The 19,061-nt window shown below is 42.6% G+C and carries 20 protein-coding genes; 11 read left to right on the forward strand and 9 right to left on the reverse strand.

Annotation, left to right across the window (positions count from 1 at the left end; genetic code table 11):
* Positions 1-38: 38 nt before the first annotated feature.
* The 3 genes from F6K38_RS13115 to F6K38_RS13125 all read left to right on the forward strand — a co-directional run bounded on the left by F6K38_RS13115 (position 39) and on the right by F6K38_RS13125 (position 2,472).
* Complete coding sequence (locus F6K38_RS13115) at positions 39-620, forward strand: TetR/AcrR family transcriptional regulator (RefSeq protein WP_287250169.1); 582 nt, start codon at positions 39-41, stop codon at positions 618-620.
* A 280-nt stretch (positions 621-900) separates the two neighbouring features.
* The gene (locus tag F6K38_RS13120) at positions 901-1,683 is read left to right on the forward strand and encodes an SDR family NAD(P)-dependent oxidoreductase (protein WP_287250173.1); all 783 of its coding nucleotides are present in this window, start codon (positions 901-903) and stop codon (positions 1,681-1,683) included.
* 534 nt (positions 1,684-2,217) lie between these two features.
* Complete coding sequence (locus F6K38_RS13125) at positions 2,218-2,472, forward strand: hypothetical protein (protein WP_287356701.1); 255 nt, start codon at positions 2,218-2,220, stop codon at positions 2,470-2,472.
* Between the two features lie 197 nt (positions 2,473-2,669).
* Here the strand turns inward: F6K38_RS13125 and F6K38_RS13130 are convergent, their stop codons facing one another.
* The gene (locus tag F6K38_RS13130) at positions 2,670-2,837 is read right to left on the reverse strand and encodes a hypothetical protein (protein WP_287356703.1); all 168 of its coding nucleotides are present in this window, start codon (positions 2,835-2,837) and stop codon (positions 2,670-2,672) included.
* 83 nt (positions 2,838-2,920) lie between these two features.
* On the opposite strand from F6K38_RS13130, the gene F6K38_RS13135 reads away from it, so the two are divergent.
* Positions 2,921-3,265, forward strand: a complete 345-nt coding sequence (locus F6K38_RS13135) for a hypothetical protein (RefSeq protein ID WP_287263247.1) — start codon at positions 2,921-2,923, stop codon at positions 3,263-3,265.
* Positions 3,266-3,500: 235 nt separating this feature from the next.
* Here F6K38_RS13135 and F6K38_RS13140 read toward each other — a convergent pair whose 3' ends face one another.
* Both F6K38_RS13140 and F6K38_RS13145 read right to left on the reverse strand, forming a co-directional pair.
* Entirely contained in the window at positions 3,501-5,321 is a 1,821-nt protein-coding gene (locus F6K38_RS13140) for an ABC transporter ATP-binding protein (protein ID WP_008190079.1), read from the reverse strand.
* A gap of 125 nt (positions 5,322-5,446) precedes the next feature.
* Positions 5,447-6,667 (reverse strand): aldo/keto reductase, encoded by a 1,221-nt coding sequence (locus F6K38_RS13145; RefSeq protein ID WP_287266129.1) that lies wholly within the window; start codon positions 6,665-6,667, stop codon positions 5,447-5,449.
* A gap of 326 nt (positions 6,668-6,993) precedes the next feature.
* Between F6K38_RS13145 and F6K38_RS13150 the strand changes: the two genes are divergently transcribed.
* Entirely contained in the window at positions 6,994-7,596 is a 603-nt protein-coding gene (locus F6K38_RS13150; RefSeq protein WP_008190084.1) for a hypothetical protein, read from the forward strand.
* A gap of 127 nt (positions 7,597-7,723) precedes the next feature.
* On the opposite strand, the gene F6K38_RS13155 is transcribed toward F6K38_RS13150, so the two are convergent.
* Positions 7,724-8,224, reverse strand: coding sequence for a hypothetical protein (locus F6K38_RS13155; protein ID WP_008190086.1), 501 nt, complete (start codon positions 8,222-8,224; stop codon positions 7,724-7,726).
* A 447-nt stretch (positions 8,225-8,671) separates the two neighbouring features.
* On the reverse strand, positions 8,672-9,064 hold the full coding sequence (locus F6K38_RS13160; RefSeq protein WP_353737187.1) for a DUF1499 domain-containing protein: 393 nt from the start codon (positions 9,062-9,064) through the stop codon (positions 8,672-8,674).
* A 920-nt stretch (positions 9,065-9,984) separates the two neighbouring features.
* On the opposite strand from F6K38_RS13160, the gene F6K38_RS13165 reads away from it, so the two are divergent.
* Positions 9,985-10,752 carry a TdeIII family type II restriction endonuclease gene (locus F6K38_RS13165; protein WP_008190090.1) on the forward strand — a complete coding sequence of 256 codons (768 nt, stop codon included), beginning with the start codon at positions 9,985-9,987 and terminating at the stop codon, positions 10,750-10,752.
* A gap of 78 nt (positions 10,753-10,830) precedes the next feature.
* Here the strand turns inward: F6K38_RS13165 and dcm are convergent, their stop codons facing one another.
* Together dcm and truB are read right to left on the reverse strand one after the other, a co-directional pair.
* Entirely contained in the window at positions 10,831-12,114 is a 1,284-nt protein-coding gene (gene dcm / locus F6K38_RS13170; protein ID WP_008190092.1) for a DNA (cytosine-5-)-methyltransferase, read from the reverse strand.
* A 181-nt stretch (positions 12,115-12,295) separates the two neighbouring features.
* Positions 12,296-13,186, reverse strand: coding sequence for a tRNA pseudouridine(55) synthase TruB (truB, locus tag F6K38_RS13175; RefSeq protein ID WP_044495314.1), 891 nt, complete (start codon positions 13,184-13,186; stop codon positions 12,296-12,298).
* A 146-nt stretch (positions 13,187-13,332) separates the two neighbouring features.
* On the opposite strand from truB, the gene F6K38_RS13180 reads away from it, so the two are divergent.
* Positions 13,333-13,533: a hypothetical protein gene (locus F6K38_RS13180; RefSeq protein ID WP_131826871.1), complete on the forward strand. Its 201-nt coding sequence runs from the start codon at positions 13,333-13,335 to the stop codon at positions 13,531-13,533.
* Here the strand turns inward: F6K38_RS13180 and F6K38_RS13185 are convergent.
* A complete protein-coding gene (locus tag F6K38_RS13185) occupies positions 13,505-14,332 on the reverse strand; it encodes a nuclear transport factor 2 family protein (RefSeq protein WP_287250185.1) in 828 nt (275 codons plus the stop codon). The genes F6K38_RS13180 and F6K38_RS13185 overlap by 29 nt on opposite strands.
* A gap of 347 nt (positions 14,333-14,679) precedes the next feature.
* Here F6K38_RS13185 and murG point away from each other — a divergent pair, with 347 nt between their 5' ends.
* The 4 genes from murG to F6K38_RS13205 all read left to right on the forward strand — a co-directional run bounded on the left by murG (position 14,680) and on the right by F6K38_RS13205 (position 16,929).
* Positions 14,680-15,729, forward strand: a complete 1,050-nt coding sequence (gene murG / locus F6K38_RS13190) for an undecaprenyldiphospho-muramoylpentapeptide beta-N-acetylglucosaminyltransferase (protein WP_287250194.1) — start codon at positions 14,680-14,682, stop codon at positions 15,727-15,729.
* A gap of 256 nt (positions 15,730-15,985) precedes the next feature.
* Positions 15,986-16,396, forward strand: a complete 411-nt coding sequence (locus F6K38_RS13195; RefSeq protein ID WP_008190102.1) for a Tom37 metaxin N-terminal-like domain-containing protein — start codon at positions 15,986-15,988, stop codon at positions 16,394-16,396.
* 15 nt (positions 16,397-16,411) lie between these two features.
* The gene (locus F6K38_RS13200; RefSeq protein ID WP_008190105.1) at positions 16,412-16,711 is read left to right on the forward strand and encodes a glutathione S-transferase C-terminal domain-containing protein; all 300 of its coding nucleotides are present in this window, start codon (positions 16,412-16,414) and stop codon (positions 16,709-16,711) included.
* 38 nt (positions 16,712-16,749) lie between these two features.
* Entirely contained in the window at positions 16,750-16,929 is a 180-nt protein-coding gene (locus tag F6K38_RS13205; protein WP_287250187.1) for a hypothetical protein, read from the forward strand.
* Positions 16,930-17,167: 238 nt separating this feature from the next.
* Here the strand turns inward: F6K38_RS13205 and F6K38_RS13210 are convergent.
* Positions 17,168-19,061 (reverse strand): HEAT repeat domain-containing protein (locus F6K38_RS13210; RefSeq protein WP_287356705.1); only part of this gene is annotated, 1,894 nt, incomplete at its 5' end.

Consider the following 19,061-nt stretch of genomic DNA (forward strand, 5'->3'; position numbering starts at 1 on the left):
ACTTGACAAATCTACCTAGTAGTAGGTAGTATAAAGTCATGAAACAGAAAACTGCTCAACAAATCCTAGACGTAGCTCAATCAATGGTGCGCAACCGAGGCTACAGCGCCTTTAGTTACGCCGACATTTCCAAAGAAATAGGTATCCGTAAGGCTAGTATCCATTACCATTTTCCTTCTAAAGATGATTTGGTAAAGGAATTAGTAAAACGATACCAAAAAAACTTCGCACGGAAATGTGTTGAGATTGAGCAACAACAAACAACACCTCAAGCACAATTGAGAGAGTTTGTGAATCTCTACCGAGATGGTTTGCAAGACAATAAAATTTGTTTGTGTGGAATGTTGACAGCAGATTTGAGTGTTTTAAATTCCGAAATCCAAGCAGAGATCAGAAGTTTCTTTTCTGTCACTGAATCTTGGTTAGCTAAACTATTGCACCGTGGCTGTGAAACCCAGGCTTGGCAGTGTAGCCAATCGGTGGAAGTAGAAGCAAAAATGCTACTTTCCATGTTACAAGGAGCGCAATTATTAGCCCGGGTAGCGGAAGATAGTAGTGCTGCTTTTGATCAGATTACTGGTGCATGTCTGGAAGAGAAGCTATCAGCGGTCAGCAATTAGCTTAAGCGCTACTTGAGGTGCTATCAGCTATCAGCGGTCAGCTATCAGCTATCAGCTAATGGGCTATGGGTCACAGCGTCGAAGCCTATTCCACGGTACTTACTGTTGAATAAAATAAGCTGACGGCTGAAGGCTGAAGGCTGAAGGCTGAAGGCTGACCGCTGAAGGCTGACCGCTGACCGCTGACCGCTGACAGCTAATCAAGGAATAATTTTTTTTATTCCAATATCTACCTTCTAGTAGGTAACTAAAATAAAATCAATCAATTAAGGAGATAATCATGACACAAGCATTTGCGGGACAAAAAATCATTGTTGTTGGTGGCACCAGTGGTATGGGTAAAGCGGTTGCTCAATTAATTCTTCAGCAGGGTGGTGCTGCGGTTTTAATTGGCTCACGTCAGCCTAAACTGGAAGAAGCAGTAACGGAACTTAGTCACTATGGAACGGTAGTTGGTGAGTTAGCTAATATCTCTGATCCAGAGATGAGAAATGCTTTAATTGATCGTTTAAATGTCAATCATAGTGATGCCACATTACTAGTCAATGCAGCAGGAGTGTTTCTCCCTAAACCGTTCATTGAGTATGAAGAAAAGGATTATGACCTCTATTTGGATATTAATAAAGGAACCTTTTTCATCACTCAGGGGATTGTCAAAAATATGATTAAGAATGGCAAGGCTGGTGCGATCGTTAATATTGGCTCGATGTGGGCGAAACAAGCGATAGAAGCTACTCCGTCTTCTGCCTATTCTATGGCTAAAGCTGGTTTACATTCCCTAACCCAACATTTAGCAATGGAACTAGCCAACTATAATATTCGAGTTAATGCGGTATCTCCGGCAGTAGTAGAAACTCCCATTTACCAAGGTTTCATCCCCAAAGAACAAGTCCATTCTGCCCTAGAAGGATTCAATAGTTTCCATCCCATTGGCAGAGTAGGAAAACCTACAGATATTGCTGAAGCTGTTGTTTATCTACTCTCTGAGAAAGCCAGTTGGGTGACTGGCGCGGTCTGGGATGTCGATGGTGGTGTGATGGCTGGACGCAATCAGTATAACTAGATTTGAGAATCCTCCAGGCTTCAGGCAATAGTTATAGCGCTACGCGCAAGGCAAAAGGCAAGAGGCAAGAGGCAAAAGTTGACTAAAAAAGCTTTTATCAATGTCCTCACCTTCATGGGTAGTGCTATAGCGATCGCATAACCTGATGCGATCGCTTTTTTTTGAGTAAACGTTAACCTTGCTTTTAGGGAGCAGGGAGCAGGGAGCAGGGAGCAGGGAGCAGGGAGCAGGGAGTAGGGAAGAAGTAAAAAATCATTTGTACATCATTAGCATGGTAAACGCTTATTTTACAAATTAAATGGATTAATAATTGCTATTTTTTTATTTAAAAATAGACTACATAAATCCAAATTTTTAATTTAAAATATCCCATTATCTAAAACTAATTTTTCCCTCTTAGCACACTCCTAATTATCCGGACAATACCCACACTTTCCTCCCTATTTACATTAATTTTTTTTTGATAAAACCTCTTGACAAAAATACTTACAATAATTATGATTATACTATACAAACCCATTGAAGTTGTTAATCATGTTTACAGACTTTGTTCCGAATCCTGACAATAATCCAGAGTATCTAATTCCGGGGAATACTTCTCAGTTTTTTTTCGGGAAGAAAGAACCGGTTGAGCACAGGTTAAAGGGCTCCCGTAAGGCAGTAATGAATACTATCTATTCCCTGTATACCCAGGGCTACGCACAACTTTATGAGTGGACTCCTCTTGAGCCGAGTGGCATTCCTGGAGAAGTGATTAGTACTTTAACCAGGTACCTAATTCTGGATTAAGATTTTAAGCAGCTGGGGGGTTTTCCCCCTAGCTATAAGACCAGGTCTAATCAAGTAGGATAAGGATTGGACTGGTCATGGAACAAAGTCACATAACATAAGTAGTGAAATCGACTTACTGTGGATTTCCGCCAGCCGTGGAAATAATTTCTACGGCTATTTTTTTTATGGTTAGCAGAAGGTTAGCAGGTTGAAGGTTAGCAGGTTAAGAAGGTTAGCAGGTTTAAGGTTAGAAGGTTTAAGGTTAAAAGGTTTAAGGTTAAAAGGTTGAAGGTTAGCAGGTTTAAGGTTAGGATGTTGTTCGCGAAGCGTGGCCTTTTGGCCAAGGTTAGCAGGTTGTTCGCGAAGCGTGGCCTTTTGGCCAAGGTTTACTGTTGAAGGTGATCAGAATCTACATTCCGCACTTCAAAATCTAGTATCAAAGAAATCTAAAAAAGACTCCCAACTAATGACTAACCACAATCCTAAATTACTGGAAAGCAAAATAGCAGAAGTCAAGCGGCTCCTTAAAGAGAGGATTCAACTACACGTAAACGATCCCAGAGTCACCGATTACGGGGAAAAATTAACCGAGGTAATTGGTTCGGATCTTATAACGGCTAAGGCTATACTCAATGCCTGTGACCAAGAGGAGCTGTTCTGGGTCAGTGAAGTCTTCGAGGATATCTCTGCCAAGCTTCAATCCCGCTCCTTTGTACTATTCTTGATGGAACTGGATGAGAAATACCCAGACATACATATGGAAGGAGAAATCAAGTACGCCAAATTAGTCATTGGTTGGAAAGACTCTTAACATGCATAAAGTGCGCCTTAGCCTGTAGGTTTGGTTGAGGTACCAAACCCAACATTTGCACTAGCTTTGTTGGGTTTAATTAATTACAAAGCGTCAGTAGTCAGGGGCGAAATTTGAAGAAGGTGGGTTACGGTGCGGATAAAAACTGATTGGTAATTCCTCAAAATCATGGCCGCACCTAACCCACCCTACGAACTTAATAAAAATCTCCCCATCTCCCCATCTCCCCACACTCCTATTTCTTCACTCCAGACTGCACCCGCCACAGCATGGCATAAATTCCCTGTTGCTCTAACAACTTTTCATGTCGTCCTTGCTCTACTAATTTGCCTTGGTCGATTACATAAATACAATCAGCATTGCGGACTGTGGACAACCGATGAGCGATCGCAATGGTTGTGCGATTTTGGGTAATCTTTTCTAGGGAGCGCTGAATGGCGGCTTCGGTTTCATTATCAACGGCGGAGGTGGCTTCATCTAGAATCAAGATTGGGGGGTCTTTCAATAGTGCTCGTGCGATCGCAATTCGTTGCTGTTGTCCTCCAGATAGTTTCTGACCCCGCTCTCCCACAATGGTGTCATAGCCTTGGGGCAGCTCCATGATAAATTCATGGGCTTCTGCGGTCTTAGCGGCAGCAACTATTTCCTCGGTGGTGGCATCAAAGGTGCCATAGGTGATATTCTCTTCTACTGTGCCGTGGAATAAAAATACATCCTGGCTAACTAGACCAATGGCATGGCGTAAGTCTTTGAGCTTGAGCTGTCTGATGTCAATTCCATCAAGGGTTATCGAACCTGCTTGGATTTCGTATAGTCTTAATAACAGTTTCACTAAGGTACTTTTACCAGACCCTGTGGAACCTACTATCGCGATAGTCTCAGTGGCTGGAATGTGGAGGGAGAGATTTTCTACCACAGGGGGGCGATCACGGTAGGCAAATGTAACATTATTTAATACCAATTCCCCCTTAACCTCGGACCTAGGCAATGGTGTATCGCCAGAGTGCATGGCAATTGGGGTATCCAGCAGATTCATTACCCTAGTGGTGGATGCCATGGCTCGTTGATACTGATCGAGGGTGTTACCCAGTCGAGTTAATGGCCACAGCAAGCGCTGAGTCATGAACACTAAGACACTGTAGGTGCCTACAGCTAGTTCCCCGGCTGCTGCGGACTTACCACCGTAGAGCAGAATTCCGGTAAACCCAAATAGGATTAACATCCGAATCAAAGGGACAAAGGCAGCAGAAAATGCGATCGCTTTCTGGTTAGTGTACTGATACCCTAGACTTTGTCTCTCAATCCGCTTAGTTTCATACTCTTCCGCTGTAAAGCTTTTAATGGTAGTAATCCCAGTTAGATTATTCGCTAACTGTCCATTGAGTAACCCTACCTTTTCCCGCACTGCTGCATAACGAGGAGCAAGCAGACGTTGAAAGGTAATCGAACCCCAGAGGATAAAGGGGATAGGGATCACAGTTATCCATGCCACATTGGGAGCCAGGATAAAGAAGCCCGCACTGACAATAATAATGGTTGTGGATATCTGGAGAATTTCGTTGGCACCAATATCCAGAAAGCGTTCTAGTTGGTTGATATCATCACTCAGGATAGACATCAATCCCCCTGTACTACTATCTTCAAAATACGCTAGTTCCAAGGATTGCAGATGAGAGTAAGCATCTAGGCGCAATTCGTGTTGAATGGTTTGAGCCAGATTCCGCCACAATCGTTCGTAAGCATATTGAAAGGCAGATTCCAATCCCCAAACAATAAAGCTCAGGAATGCCAGCAATACCAGTTGGCTAAAGATATCCGTTACTCCTAGATGGGCAATCAAGGAATCTTGTTGTTTGACCACCACATCCACTGCCATCCCGATCAAGACCGGAGGGGCTAGGTCAAAGATTTTGTTGAGGATTGAGCATGCGATCGCTTTCCAGATTAGGGAACGATGGGGCTGAGCGTAACCAATCAGCCGCTGGAGGGGAGAGTTAGAATGCTTACGCTGATTTGGTTTTGACGTTAACCTTGAATTGAAAACGGTAATTAACACGACTTGGCAAGAATTAGAGTATTTTAGCAAAAGTGAGATACACCCTGCTAGAATACCCTAGTCAATTATCCAGGAGAGAAGTGTTTACTATATAACTCAGGTTTTGGGATACCACTTCATTCCCTCTAGCTCCATACTTGCTTTGTGCGGGACTTGCCGCCCCCCAAGTCGCGAGACAACTTTTGAACCGGTTCACCTGCCAAGCGTTGATGGGCATCGTCTAAAAGAGCAGGAATTTTATCCGCGTGAGGGCTATGGCGCAAACAGTCGCTTAAATCAATTTCCTTGATATTTTCAGCCCTAGTACCGGGATGCCAGAAATCGGCATAGCCAAGGAGGTTGTACCGCATTTTTGCATATTCAACCAGGTCATAGGCGATCGCCAGATTTCTTAACCACAGAATCATCGGTATATTAATCCCTTTGGGAGTTTTATGATGAGGAGGCAAACCAATATGCCAGGTACGCCACCACTCTTCTCCCAAACGAGCGATCGCCGCCTTCTCCAAACGCTCCACAATGGGTGGTAAAATTTCCTCTGCCCGATCTAACAAATCCAATACCTGAACATGTGCGTCAAAATCCGACGGTCGTGCAGCCCCCAAACTCAGCGTCTTGACCTGATGATGGCTCAGACAAAACAGATCGTTAAACATCATAGGATGAAGGGGATGGCACAATTCCACCAAACGCTTGGGTGGAGTATGCAACATTCCCCCTTTATCCGAGGGGCTAATAATAAATACCCCCATGTCATGACGATCGGCAGCTTCGATGGCTGGCCAGTTGAATTGATTGATGTAGTACCAGTGCAGGTTAACGTAGTCAAAGCGATCAGTTTCAATGGCTTGAACAATTAGCTCGGTTGGCCCATGAGTTGCAAAGCCGATAAATCGAGCCTTCCCTTGTTTTTGTAACTCCCGCGCCCGATCTAGGCACCCTCCGGGACACAAGCTATCTTTGAAGGCTTGGGGATCATTGATTCCATGTAGGGTCAGCAGGTCAAGATAGTCTACCTGCAAAAGAGATAAAGATTTTTCAACTTGACGCTGAAATTCTTGGGAATCTGAAATGGGGGTAATTTTCGTTTGAATTAGCACTTGGTCTCTAGGTAACTTAGAAAGCGCCCATCCCAACTGCATTTCAGAGGTTCCATAGGTACGACTTGTTTCAAAATGATTAATTCCCACTTCGAGGGAACGACGAATAATAGCTTCTAAATTTATCTGATTTTTTTCGGGAATTTCTGAGGGAGAAAGCTCATCCCAGGTGCAGTGAAACCGCATGCCGCCGCAGGAAAAAACGGGCATTTGCAACTCAGTTCGCCCAAATCTTCGATATTTCATCACTCGCTACTCAATTTCAATTCTTATAATTAAAAGATTTGGCATCCTTACCAGTATAGTTCATAACGATATCAGCCTAAGCGCAAGAAAAAATGGCTCATAATATGCATTGGACTAGATATCGGTTGATCGTGGATCGAAACCCCTATAATCTCGTAGGACTTTAGAAGCAACAGAGTTAATTTGTTAATAGTTTCTCGGTTTTTGTATCAATAAGCCTAGGCTTATTGATGCTTGGGCTTACCCGTGAGGGATATACTTTATTTTTTAATCAACAGACTCTAACTATAATATCCCTAGACTATAATTCATCAACAAACTAACCATTGAATACTCCTAGCCACGCCATTATTAACCTTGCTGTTTTGAATCACCAGGCTCAAATTCAGGCAGCTTTACCCATTACAATTGGTGCTATCTTACCCGATGCACCAATTTTTATCCTTTATATCTGGGCAAAATTAATTCGTCGTCAACCAGAGTCCCAGATTTGGTCACAAACCTACGAATTACCCTTTTGGCAAAACCTTGTTGCTACCTTTCATTCCCTGCCCCTAGCCCTGTGTGGAGTGATGATCAGCCATTACTGGGGATGGCAACTTTGGGAAATTCTTTGTTGGAGTATGATACTGCACTCCTTATTAGATTTACCAGTTCACAACGATGATGCTCACCGGCACTTTTTTCCTGTTAGTAACTATCGTTTTATTAGTCCTTTCTCTTACTGGGACCCCAAGCATCATGGTTATACCGTATCCACAGTGGAAAAATTGTTGGTGTTAGTAGCAACAATTTTTACTTTCTCTATAATTCACTCTTGGATAGGTAAAAGCTTACTAATTGTTGTGAATGTGTTGTACCTGATAGCATTTTTATATTTAGTTAAGTCCAAAGTCGTAGAATTGCTATATCCATCAATTAGTAGTTAATCTACCCAAAAAATATATCCCACATTCCTCACGAAGTGAAGAATGTGGGTTCAGATTCAAACGGTAAGCAATAGCCTACCCTAGGTAATCAAAATTCCACTAATGCCTAGTGCCTAGGGCCTAGTGCTTAGTAGCCGATGTACAACTTGCCAGTATTATTGTCGATTACAAGAGTTTTCAAATCTGCACTAGCAGGAGCAGTAGAAGCATCAGGAAGCTCAGTGATATGAATGGTAATTGGATTATTTGAAGTAGAGTGGATTTTCAGAGGGCGATTCTTAGTATCGATATTATTGATATTGTCGTATGCTCCTACAATCATGTACCTTGTAGGATCTCCATTTACACCAAAGTCAACACGTGGTCCTGTACCTGTAGCTCCAGAGTGAGAGAATCCTGCATAAGCATTGGCTGGGGATGCAGCACCAACTAAGGTAAAACATACCAACAATAACGAAACGAAAAGAGATGCAACCTTTTTCATGATGATTTTCTCGGTTTTTTTGATGGCGTACCTAACGGTAATTCTTACCAGTTCGGCTTCGCCGAAAACTATATATTGGGATATATCCAGAAATAGTTTTGGGAGTATTTCGATGCCACCACTGGTTAGATAATTAACCGCCAAAACCAGACTATACCATCAAAGCCTAGAGAGTATGTCAAGTTAATAATAAATTAACTATTGGTTAATTAAACTTTAAAATTTAGTTATTTTAAATAGATGTAGGGTGGGCAGTGCTTTAGACAGATAAAATAAGCAAGTAAATCCCGTTGCTAGGCACTGCCCACCAACGGGATTGTAATAAGTAATAATTAAAGTAAATCATTAACCATTACCAAAAAAATTAGGAATGATTAATCTTAGTATTAGACCTTTTGCCCAAGTAGTTTAAAGTTAAGCATTCAGCTATCAGGTATCAGCCATCAGCCATCAGCTATCAGCTATCAACCATCAGCCATCAGCTATCAGCTATCAGCTATTGGCCTATGGCCAATGGCTTTTCCCCACACTTTCAATTTTATTATAAGCTGTCAGCTGACAACTGACAGCTGACAGCTGAATACTTACAAGTTAGCTCAATTCCGCTCGAATTGTTTCCACCCGTTTCCGATTAACTCCCAAATCGGATTTTCCTAAACGGGAGGCGGAGCGAACATGGATTACCTTAGCACTGTCATCCAACAAAAATTCTACATCATCCACAAACCCCATTAAAGGAGTAGTGAATTGTGCGTAAAGATAGTTGTCTGTTTCTTCAATAATTTGTGTTCGTTCTAGGTTTTGGATCACAGTTTTTAGCTTAGCTATTGCTTCGGTAGGGGTTGAGTTGTAAGCTAAAGGTTCAATACCATGCTCGGCATCTTGGCTATAGCTGCTGACACAGTTAGGGCTATTTGGGCAAGGTGCTAATTGCCCTGAGGACTGAATCCCAATATTGGTGGGTTGTTTTCCTGGAAATTTCATCAACGATTCTCCTGAAAGGGCAAAGGTAGATCCTATGGCAACAATAGCGACTAATACTAACGATATTAATACTACTAGTATTAGTCTCAAGGGTGATAGTTTTTGGCTTTGTACAGTCATAAAGCGTTTGTATCTGGGTTATCAACACAATTGCTGAAAAAGGCAATATAAGCATTCAGCAGTCAGCCGTCAGCCGTGAGCTAAAAGCTCACGCTACGCGAACAGCTTTGTGGCACAGGCTTCTAGTTTGTGGCACAGGCTTCAACGCTGTGACATAACTCAGATTAAACTTTTGCTGACCTGTTTTATTCAAAAGCTGATAGCTGATAGCTGATAGCTGAATGCTTACTAGGCAATATCGGAAAGAGGTCTGGAGTTTGATTGGACAATAAAACAAGACCTCCTAGGTTTACATCTCAAATACAAACACTATAGTGTATTAGTGTGTCTGTATTATTAATATCATATTTGGTTTTGGTTGACTAATTATCCTATTGACTGACAAAACTCCGTAAGCATTCAGCCGTCAGCTATCAGCCTTGGCCTTTGGCTGATAGCTGATAGCACATCAAGTAGCGTGCGCGTAGCGCATAAGCTGATAGCTGACAAAACTCCTAAAACCATTGATGTGACGTAGGAAGCGGTGGAGGGGTAGTGAAGCCCAACAAAACCCTTGCCAGGGTTGGATTTCACTTAAAAGTAACAATTCGATTAATAGCATAACTAATACATCAATTTACTAGTACACTCAGATCAAATGCATAGGGCAAACACCCTCACCACTGCTGTCACCTGGTCTTGCTGGAGAGGCTCTGGATTGTTAATCATTAGCAGACGCTCTAGGGTGCATTGGTGCTCGATTCCTAGTCAGAAGAGATTGTAAGCTGGTTAAAGCGTTGTGTGATAAATAGGGGTCAACTGTGAAGGAAGCCACTAAGCTACAAATCAAAAACCTACTAACGAAAAAAATCAATGAAAAGCTCGACAGATACGCTTCTGAATCAGAATATAAACCATTTGTTGAAGCAATATTTACTAAAGAAAAAATAGTACTCGCATCTAGAATGCATTCACTATATACCTCTTTCGGGATGTCTATCTACGAACAAATTGCCCTAATTTTAGCTGAAAGTGCTGGGTACCAGGTAGAAACACAATATGATTTGTTGGGAGGTATAGACAGAGACACTGAAACCATCATCGATCAAATTTGCTCAGAAATAGAAAAGGAAGAAAGACTGCCTGATAAGACGAATGAAATAAATTTAATTAGGAATAGTATTAAGCCAGTAGAGCCTCAAGCAGACCAAGATAAAAGGGTAGATGTTTTTATTACCAAGCAGAATGGCGAGGAACTATATATAGATATAACTACTGTCAAACCAAACCGAAAAGAGTTTCGGTCACTCAAAAGAAAAATGCTTCGTTGGTGTGCATTACGGTTTAGCCAAAATCTCGATGCTAATGTAAGGACTTGTATTGGCATACCTTACAACCCATATTACCCTAATGATTATCAACGTTGGACTGCTAAAGTTTGTGATGTCAAAAATGAATTATTAATTCAAAATGATTTGTGGAAGGAATTCGCTGGTGAAGATGTCTTTTTAGAACTTCTTGAAATATTTCAAGAAGTTGGTAAAGAGTTAAGGGATAAAATATCAATTTTTTTGGAAGGACGTTTTTGAGTTACAGTCCAATTATCGCTCCTTTTATATCAGCAATAAAACCAAGGTTAGTCAGACTAAGTGGTTCAGCATTTTTAACTATATTGGTAACGATAACTGAATAGCTTTGTCTTGTTCTCTGTGTTCGATTACCATCGTTTCTGAATCGAATTTCCCTTGCAACATCGCAATCAGACATTCTCCAATGCGGTAAGCCAAATTAACAGGGACCGCATTACCGATTTGTCTGTACCTCGATGATAGAGAACCGGTAAATTCCCAATCATCGGGGAAGCTCTGAATACGTGCATATTCCCTAACTGTCAACGGTCGTGTTTCTTCAGGATGACACCGCTCGGTCTGTTTTTGAGCTGGGTTACAGGTTAGAGTAAGGGAAGGTTCTTGCCAAGAAAGCCGCCTAGCCATACCGGTTTTGCCGCCACCGAGATAGAAACTCTTTTTCATATACTCTTTTTGAAGCTCTATTGGTAAGTTCCGCCAATAACCTCCTGGTGGTATTAACTCCATAATTTCTCTCTTGCGGGGAGGGTATTTTGCTCCTATTGATTTAGGGCAATCTTTGAGCACCTCCCTCAGGGAAATAGTGTAGTCCTTTTCCTTAGGAAATATTGCGTTTAGGTCTAAGTCTTTTCTGACCGCAATGATAATTACCCTCTCTCGCTTTTGGGCGACATCTAGAAACTGCGCTCTGAGCAACTTATAGGTAGGGTTGTAGCCTAAATCCTCTAAGGTTCGCAGCATGGTGGATAAGGTTCTGCCTTGGTCATGTTGGATCAGACCTCTAACGTTTTCAAGCACTGCTATTTTTGGCTGTACTTCCTTGACGCATCGTGCAAACTCAAAAAAGAGCGTCCCTCTAGTATCGTCAAAACCTTTACCTAGACCGGCATAGCTGAAAGCTTGGCAGGGCACCCCACCAGCCACAATATCTACATTGTCTTTGTAATTGGTAAAATCAACGTTGGCTATATCCTCAGGTATGATTTCCCAGGAAGGTCTATTCAGCTTCAGAGTGTTTACGCAGTCTTTATCAATCTCCACCAGCAGCTTGGTGGTTAAGCCAGCATTCTCAAAACCCAGTGCCATGCCTCCACACCCAGCAAATAACTCGATTACTCTGAAGCTAGTGGGTTTGCTCTTTAGAACACGAAACTCAACCCCAGTAGCTAGCCCTTGATACTTTCTTTGAATTCGTTTTAACTCTTCAATATCAAAAAAGCGGTAGTTTCGTTCAGACCGCTTTGCCCTCAGCAGCTTTTTCTTTTCCCACCTACGTATGGTATCGGAGGAGACACCCAAGATTTCAGCAGCTTCCTGAACCGTAACTAGGTCTTGAACAGTGCCAGATTTAGTGTTTGCCATACCCAATACGCTCTAATATAACCGTTGCATAATGCAATGGTTACAAAAAACGGGATACAGATCAACTAAATTCCTGAATTACTTTATCCGCCCCCCGCTCCTTTGGTTACGACCTAAACCTAGAACAGCTAATGATATAGCTAGTTACTATGTAAGTCCTGTTCGATTCAATCAACTACCATCAAACAAAAACCATTTGAGGAGCCAGCAATACCCCAGAGGTTGAGGATATCACCTTACCAATACCCAAAAAACTGCCATCTTCGTGATACACTTGCAAAGGAATTGTGGGAGTTTCAAGAGTATCATCCCCAGAGATACGCTGTCCCAAACACCAGCGACGGGCTTGATCAGCGGACAAGGTTACAGAGGGTAAGTGCCCCAAACCTACACTAGGGGACACTGGCTGGAATAGGCTTTGTTCCAGCTGTTCGGTCAATTCTTCTAATGTCAGACTATCGGCTAAATCAAAGCCACTGCTGCGAGTACGAGTCAGAGCGGCTAGCACACCACCGGTTTCAAGGGCATCTCCTAAATCCCGGGCTATGGAGCGAATATAGGTGCCAGGACCACATGCGATCGCTAAATCAATTTCCGGAAATTCCCCCCCACGCCAATCTAAAACCTCGATCTTCTCAACCTCTACAGTTCGTTCTGGTACCTCTACCACTTCACCAGCTCTGGCTAAATCATACAGCCGTTTACCCTTGATCTGAATAGCGCTATACATTGGTGGCACTTGCTGAATCTTGCCCTCAAACTGTTTCAACAAACCCTTGACCAACTCCAGAGTCAACTGGGCTGCAGACTGAGTAGCAATCACCTCTCCTTCCAAATCATCAGTAGTTGTCCTCACTCCCAGTCTCACCGTAGCCTTGTAGGCTTTATCCTGCTGCATATACTGCAAAAGTCGGGTTGCCTTTCCCAGAGCTATCGGTAAAACCCCGGTAGCAGCTGGGTCAAGGGTCCCGCCATGGCCTACTCGCTTCAGCCGTAGCAGACGCCGCACTTTAGCAACGCAATCGTGGGATGTCCAACCTGCTGGTTTGTTTAAGTTTAGAAATCCTTGCACAATACTCAGATTTTGCACCAAGTTTAAAATTTATCTGTAAAGGTAGGGAATCGGGAATCGGGAATCGGGAATCGGGAATCGGGAATCGGGAATCGGGAATAGTAATAAGATTTGATTCTATCTTGATGCACTAGCTCATGGGAAGCATGGCTGTTTTATTTTCCTACTCCCTACTCCCTACTCCCTACTCCCTACTCCCTACTCCCTACTCCCTACTCCCTACTCCCGATTCCCTACTCCCTCGGTGCGCTTTCCGTAGGCGAATTAAATTCGCCACGGGTCGCACCGCTCCCGACTCCCTACTCCCTTCAAACCTAATTACTCAACCACATGTAACCGTCGAGTAATCATAATCATGCCATCCCCCCGAATTAATATAGCTGAAATCCAGCGGTCTTCTGGTAACAGTGGGGCTCGGCCAATCTTAAAAATTCCACCGGCAGCCAAAGATTCCAGGTCAACCTCCGTGGGATTAGTATAGCGCTGTGACCTGACTGATTCTTCTATAGCCACTCCCAGCAGCAAATCATCTCCGAGGGGTTCCTGGACAATGGCATCAAAATTAAATCGCTGACCAATACGCACTTGTTCTGGTAACTTCACCGTTACCTTGGGAGGATTAGCTCCTGATGTGATTTGGGAACGCTCTGCCAAAATGGTGGAATAGACAATTTTTTGGTTTTCAAAGCGCTGACGCGATCGCAAAGTCGATTCAAATTTGGTCTTACTAGCATCCTGTTGGTTACTAGTAATATAAGTCACAGTTTCTGCCACGATCGCGTTGCCCTCTTGCTGCCAATCCGTCAGTTCCGTGCGGTAATTCAACACAGGGTAGCGCTGCCACAATTGAAGCAACGCTTCTCCCATCACATCCCGACTTAAGCCATCGGAATTCGTAAAATTAGCGCTATAGAATTCCAGCAACCCTTCAACATCCTTGCCATTAGCGAAGCGATCAATTTGGCTGAGGGTATCTTTAAGCTGAGGCGGTGCGGTTTCCGGGCTATCTGCTTGGGCTTTCAGAGGAGAGCCGAGGGTCAACCCTGCCGTTAATAGTACAAATACTGACCAGTCCAAAGAAATAGACTTGACTTTAGTAGTAAAAGATTGGGATAGTCGTTGCAGTAAGGTGGCTGGATTGGTCATTGGTAATCGTTAACTGGTAACTGGTAACTGGTAACTGGTAACTGGTAATTCTGGTAACTAGTAATTAGTAATTGATCATTGGTGATTGGAGAAAGGGTAATCCCTTGGATTCACCAATGATACCAAATCTAGTTTGATAACCTATGTCTAGCTTGTAGGGTGGGCAAAAACAGTTTGATTTTTTTTAGTACTCTAGAGTATATGACTTTGCCCACCCTACTTTAATTGGTATTTTTTTTCTTCCCGATTCCCGACTCCCGATTCCCGATTCCCGATTCCCATTAACCCAAGACAAAAGCCCCTCACCCAATTGATCAAGGAGACCTATAGCCGTGTCTAAGTCACCCATGCGATTGCTGATTGCCGCCAGTGGTACGGGGGGACATATATTTCCCGCCCTCGCAGTAGCCCAACACTTACCCAATTACACTATCGAGTGGCTTGGTGTTCCTGACCGCATCGAAAATGAGTTGCTACCACCAGACTATCCCCTGCACACCATTGCCGTAGAAGGCTTTCAACAACGCTTCGGTCTTGGTACTCTGCGCATCGTTACCCGCCTGGTCAGTTCAATTTGGCAAGTGCGGCAACTGCTGAGAGAAGGTAAATTTGATGGTGTCTTCACCACTGGGGGTTACATCGCTGGACCTGCAATTATGGCAGCACGGTTGCAGGGTCTACCTACCATTATACATGAATCTAACGCTATTCCCGGAAAAGTAACCCGGTGGCTGAGTCCCTTTTGCAATACCGTAGCCCTAGGGTTTGAAGCCGCTTCCAAGTACTTACCCCGGATTAAAACCGTAACCGTTGGTACACCAGTGCGGGATAGTTTTCAACTGACTCAGGCACTAGAACTCCCGATTCCACCAGAGGTACCCTTGATTGTGGTGGTTGGGGGTTCCCAAGGAGCAGTGGCAGTGAATAAATTAGTGCGCCAATGTGCTCCCCTCTGGTTTGAAGCCGGTGCTTGGATTGTTCATTTAACTGGAGAAAAAGACCCAGAGGCTAACACCCTTAGCCATCCTCAGTACCTGTCTATGCCCTTTTATGACCACATGGCACCATTACTGCAACGGGCAAACTTAGCCATTAGCCGTGCTGGTGCCGGAACCTTAACCGAGCTAGCGATAACTGAAACACCAGCCATTCTGATTCCCTACCCTTATGCAGCGGAAGACCATCAAGCTTTCAATGCAGCTAGCTTTAAGGATTCTGGTGCTGCTTTAGTATTTCGTCAAGACCAGTTGACTCACGAAACGTTAGAACAGGAGGTGCTGGCTTTACTCAAGTCTCCAACTAGGTTAGAAGAGATGAAACAAAAAACAGCTAGTCTTGCGATTAGAGATAGTGGAAAGCGTTTAGCCTCTCTAGTTCGTGAGTTAGTTGAAAAATAAAATATGAAAGGAGAACTATGATCTCATGTCAATCAAGCTTTCCCTTGACTTTAAATATTAATAGTTTCAGAGGTTTGATTAAATACCTAAAAATTGCTCAAACCGAATAAGAACAATAAAATAATTGCAAAAAAGTCAAAAAAATAATGTAGACTAGCTTCGAGTTGTTGATTCGATAATGACTAGATTGATTTATTATTATTTTGCCCTTATAATAGTTATTGCTTAAGCGTAATATCGAACCAAATTTACTGTGATGATAACTTTGTATAAGGCACCACCTTTATGGGGATTACCGAGCATTAGTCCACCCTGTATTAAATTGGAAACTTGGCTGCGTATAGCTAATATTGCTTACGATATCGAGATTACTAAGGACTTTACTAAAGCTCCCAAAGGCAAAATTCCGTTTATAGAATATAAAGGAGAACTCATCGGTGACTCCACCATAATTATCGAGATGCTTAAGGAAAAAGAGGGCATAGATCCTGATCGGGATTTGACCTCAACAGAAAAAGCAATCTCCTTAGCTTTTCGGCGGATGCTGAAAGAAAATACTTATTGGGGAGAGATGTATATTCGTTATAACATTGAAGATAACTGGCAATTATTCAAACAAACATTAACGACTCTCTACTTTGCTGGGAGCTCGACACCAGAATCGTAACAGTTTTTACAACAGGTGCGAAATTCCCTTTCTAATCAGATTTATCAACAGGGACTGGGTCGTCACTCCGAGAAGGAAATTTCTCAAATTATTAATGCTGAGTTTCAAGCCCTGTCTGATTATTTAGCAGATAAACCATTTTTTATGGGGGAGAGACCGACCACTTTAGATGCAACGGCTTATGGTTATATTGCAAACATGATTTTACCTCCTTTCAAGAGTCTGATTATTGATCGGGTATCTCAATTTAACAATATCTGTCAATATTGTGAACGGATGAAACAGGCGTTTTTTCCAGATTATTTGCCTTCTTAATCCAGAAAAATTTCTAGGAGATGTGGTAATTGCCTTAAATGTCAAGTAATCACAATAGCGATCGCATTTTCAATTTACGGGTCGCACCTGTGGAATGGGCATCAGCCGTGGAACTGGCATCTTGCCAGTTTCATGCTTATTGCCGGGCGGGCAGGATGCCCACTCTACTCCTATTCAGCGCGAAGACTGACGCAAGGCCATTTTTCTGGCGTTGCTGAATCAAGGAATGAATACGCGATCATCTGGTTTTGGTCAAGCCCCCGTGGGTCCCCCAAGCGAGCAATCCCTCGCTTGGGGGACGCAAGAAAGTCTTATTCCCCCCAAAATTGGGGGGCTAGGGGGGCAAAACCATACCCAGAATCAGCAACGCCAGAAAAACGGCTGCTTTGGCAATATCTACTAGTGAACCAAAAGGTCCTGGGATGAGGCGATTATTGACCTACTCCCGCACCTTACCTATTTGAAAAAGGCTATAATCTGGTCATATAGCCCCTTAAAAGCGTAACGAATTTCGTCATTACCAAGGATAATCCCTAATAAAAACCCCACAAGTACCCACAAGAAAACGTTTCCATTACCACTAATCAAAACCCCCGATAAAACCCCTCCACTAAACCCTATAAATACCGCTTTTATCGGGATATAATTTAACTTTTTTGGCGGAAGTTCATCTGAATGTGGGGAAGACTTTATGTCTGAAGGCTGTTGTGGTACATCTTTACTAGTTTCTAAGATAGGCTTTGCTTGGTCTTCTAAATTTTTCTCCAAATTATCTGAGGTTGATGTTGGCTGTTTATTTTCTTCTCGTGTCAATCTATTATCGATTTTTTTGATAACTTCCAGTAATTGTTTTTGGATATTATGCTCGTCTTTAATATAAGCTTCTACTCTTTGCTCTGAGAATAATAACTTCTGTGTCAAGGTTATCCCTTGATCGGGTATGTAGTTTTTTGATTCCTGGTATTTGTCCCGAGCCTCATTATATTTTCCCTGTTCAAAGAGTAAATCACCCCGTTTGAGTAGCACAATCGCTCTCAACTCTTTATCTTCTGATCTCTGATTAGTATCTTCTGATCTCTGATTAGTTGGTTTTTCTAATTCCTCTAGTAGCAGAGACTGATCGTCTGTCCCAGCGGTCATATTTTCTGAAGGAGGTAGACCCCATTTGAAAAGCCTTAACAAATAGTTGCTTTCTATTGTAGAGGTAAACTGAACTGGAATGTCCAAAAGACTACGTGCCCAGTCGAGGTTATAAAGCCATCCTTTCACCAGATAGGGGATAAGATACTTCCAACCTTCTTTTTCACTTTCCCAGAACCCATAATAAATCCAATCACTAATTATCTCTCGATTTTTATGATTATTGATCCACTGTTCGGCACTAGTGGTTAAACTATCGGTTAAGCGGATATCCCTTGCTTGGTTAACGTCATATTCGTTAAAGCGCTTTTCCAGATAACTTCGGGCTTTACTACTGATTTCCTTGACCAGTGAATCATCGCGCTGTTGTTCTAGCAAAAATTTCTTGAAGAAGACTTGATGCTGACCATCTAACCTTAATTCAGGAGAAACAAAGGAATAGCGTTTGTATAGCTCTTGTCCTCGACTCTGTAAGTCTGGAGTATTCAGCATGCTCTGCAAAAATTCAGAATCAAAGCGGCGCATCATGGCGAGGAGATAAACTGCTCGCAAATCTTCTTCGGTATCTTGAAAATTACTAAAGTGAGTCAGAAAGCGTTCGCAAGCTGTTGCCACAATTTCAGCGTGAGAATCTCCCTGTTCAGAAACAATATCATTAACGGGAATTCCTTCACGCCACATCGTTGCGGCTAGATTAACCACTAAGGGAATGCCACGGCTGATTCTATCAATTTGCTTGACATCCTCATCTGCAATATTTAGCTCAATACTTCGCTTTCGGAAAAATTCCTGGAAATATTTCTCGGTCTGATCTGAAGAAAATTTACTTAGGGAATAGCTAATCACATTGTCATCGCCAAAGGTCTGTCGATAACCTCGAAAATATACTCCAGAAGTAAATTGACCTAAAGAATTAGCTGCTTCGTAGCGAACATCTTTATCTTCTTCGTTATTATTTAATACTCCTGTTAGTAAGTCAACAGCGCGTTGGTTATCTAGCTTACCAAGAGCTTTCACTACTTCAATTTTGCTGATTGAGCTACTGGACTTGTCATCCTGAAGCTCTCCCTTTTGTAAAAAATTATTAGCATAACGAAAAGCAAAGTAATCCCGGAGTAGTAGATGTCGAAAACAATAAACCTGTTTTTCAGAAGTCTCAAATAATAATTGGATAGTTCTAGCTAAGCGAGTAAAAGCATGTCTCTGTTCC

Source organism: Moorena sp. SIO3B2 (assembly GCF_010692525.1).
GTDB classification, from domain to species: domain Bacteria; phylum Cyanobacteriota; class Cyanobacteriia; order Cyanobacteriales; family Coleofasciculaceae; genus Moorena; species Moorena producens.

Excerpts from the sequence above, each read along its gene's own strand:
- F6K38_RS13115 (WP_287250169.1), top strand. The coding sequence starts at position 39 with ATGAAACAGAAAACTGCTCAACAAATCCTAGACGTAGCTCAATCAATG.
- F6K38_RS13120 (WP_287250173.1), top strand. The coding sequence starts at position 901 with ATGACACAAGCATTTGCGGGACAAAAAATCATTGTTGTTGGTGGCACC.
- F6K38_RS13125 (WP_287356701.1), top strand. The coding sequence starts at position 2,218 with ATGTTTACAGACTTTGTTCCGAATCCTGACAATAATCCAGAGTATCTA.
- F6K38_RS13135 (WP_287263247.1), top strand. The coding sequence starts at position 2,921 with ATGACTAACCACAATCCTAAATTACTGGAAAGCAAAATAGCAGAAGTC.
- F6K38_RS13145 (WP_287266129.1), bottom strand. The coding sequence starts at position 6,667 with ATGAAATATCGAAGATTTGGGCGAACTGAGTTGCAAATGCCCGTTTTT.
- F6K38_RS13160 (WP_353737187.1), bottom strand. The coding sequence starts at position 9,064 with ATGAAATTTCCAGGAAAACAACCCACCAATATTGGGATTCAGTCCTCA.
- dcm (WP_008190092.1), bottom strand. The coding sequence starts at position 12,114 with ATGGCAAACACTAAATCTGGCACTGTTCAAGACCTAGTTACGGTTCAG.
- F6K38_RS13180 (WP_131826871.1), top strand. The coding sequence starts at position 13,333 with ATGGCTGTTTTATTTTCCTACTCCCTACTCCCTACTCCCTACTCCCTA.
- F6K38_RS13185 (WP_287250185.1), bottom strand. The coding sequence starts at position 14,332 with ATGACCAATCCAGCCACCTTACTGCAACGACTATCCCAATCTTTTACT.
- murG (WP_287250194.1), top strand. The coding sequence starts at position 14,680 with ATGCGATTGCTGATTGCCGCCAGTGGTACGGGGGGACATATATTTCCC.
- F6K38_RS13195 (WP_008190102.1), top strand. The coding sequence starts at position 15,986 with ATGATAACTTTGTATAAGGCACCACCTTTATGGGGATTACCGAGCATT.
- F6K38_RS13205 (WP_287250187.1), top strand. The coding sequence starts at position 16,750 with ATGTCAAGTAATCACAATAGCGATCGCATTTTCAATTTACGGGTCGCA.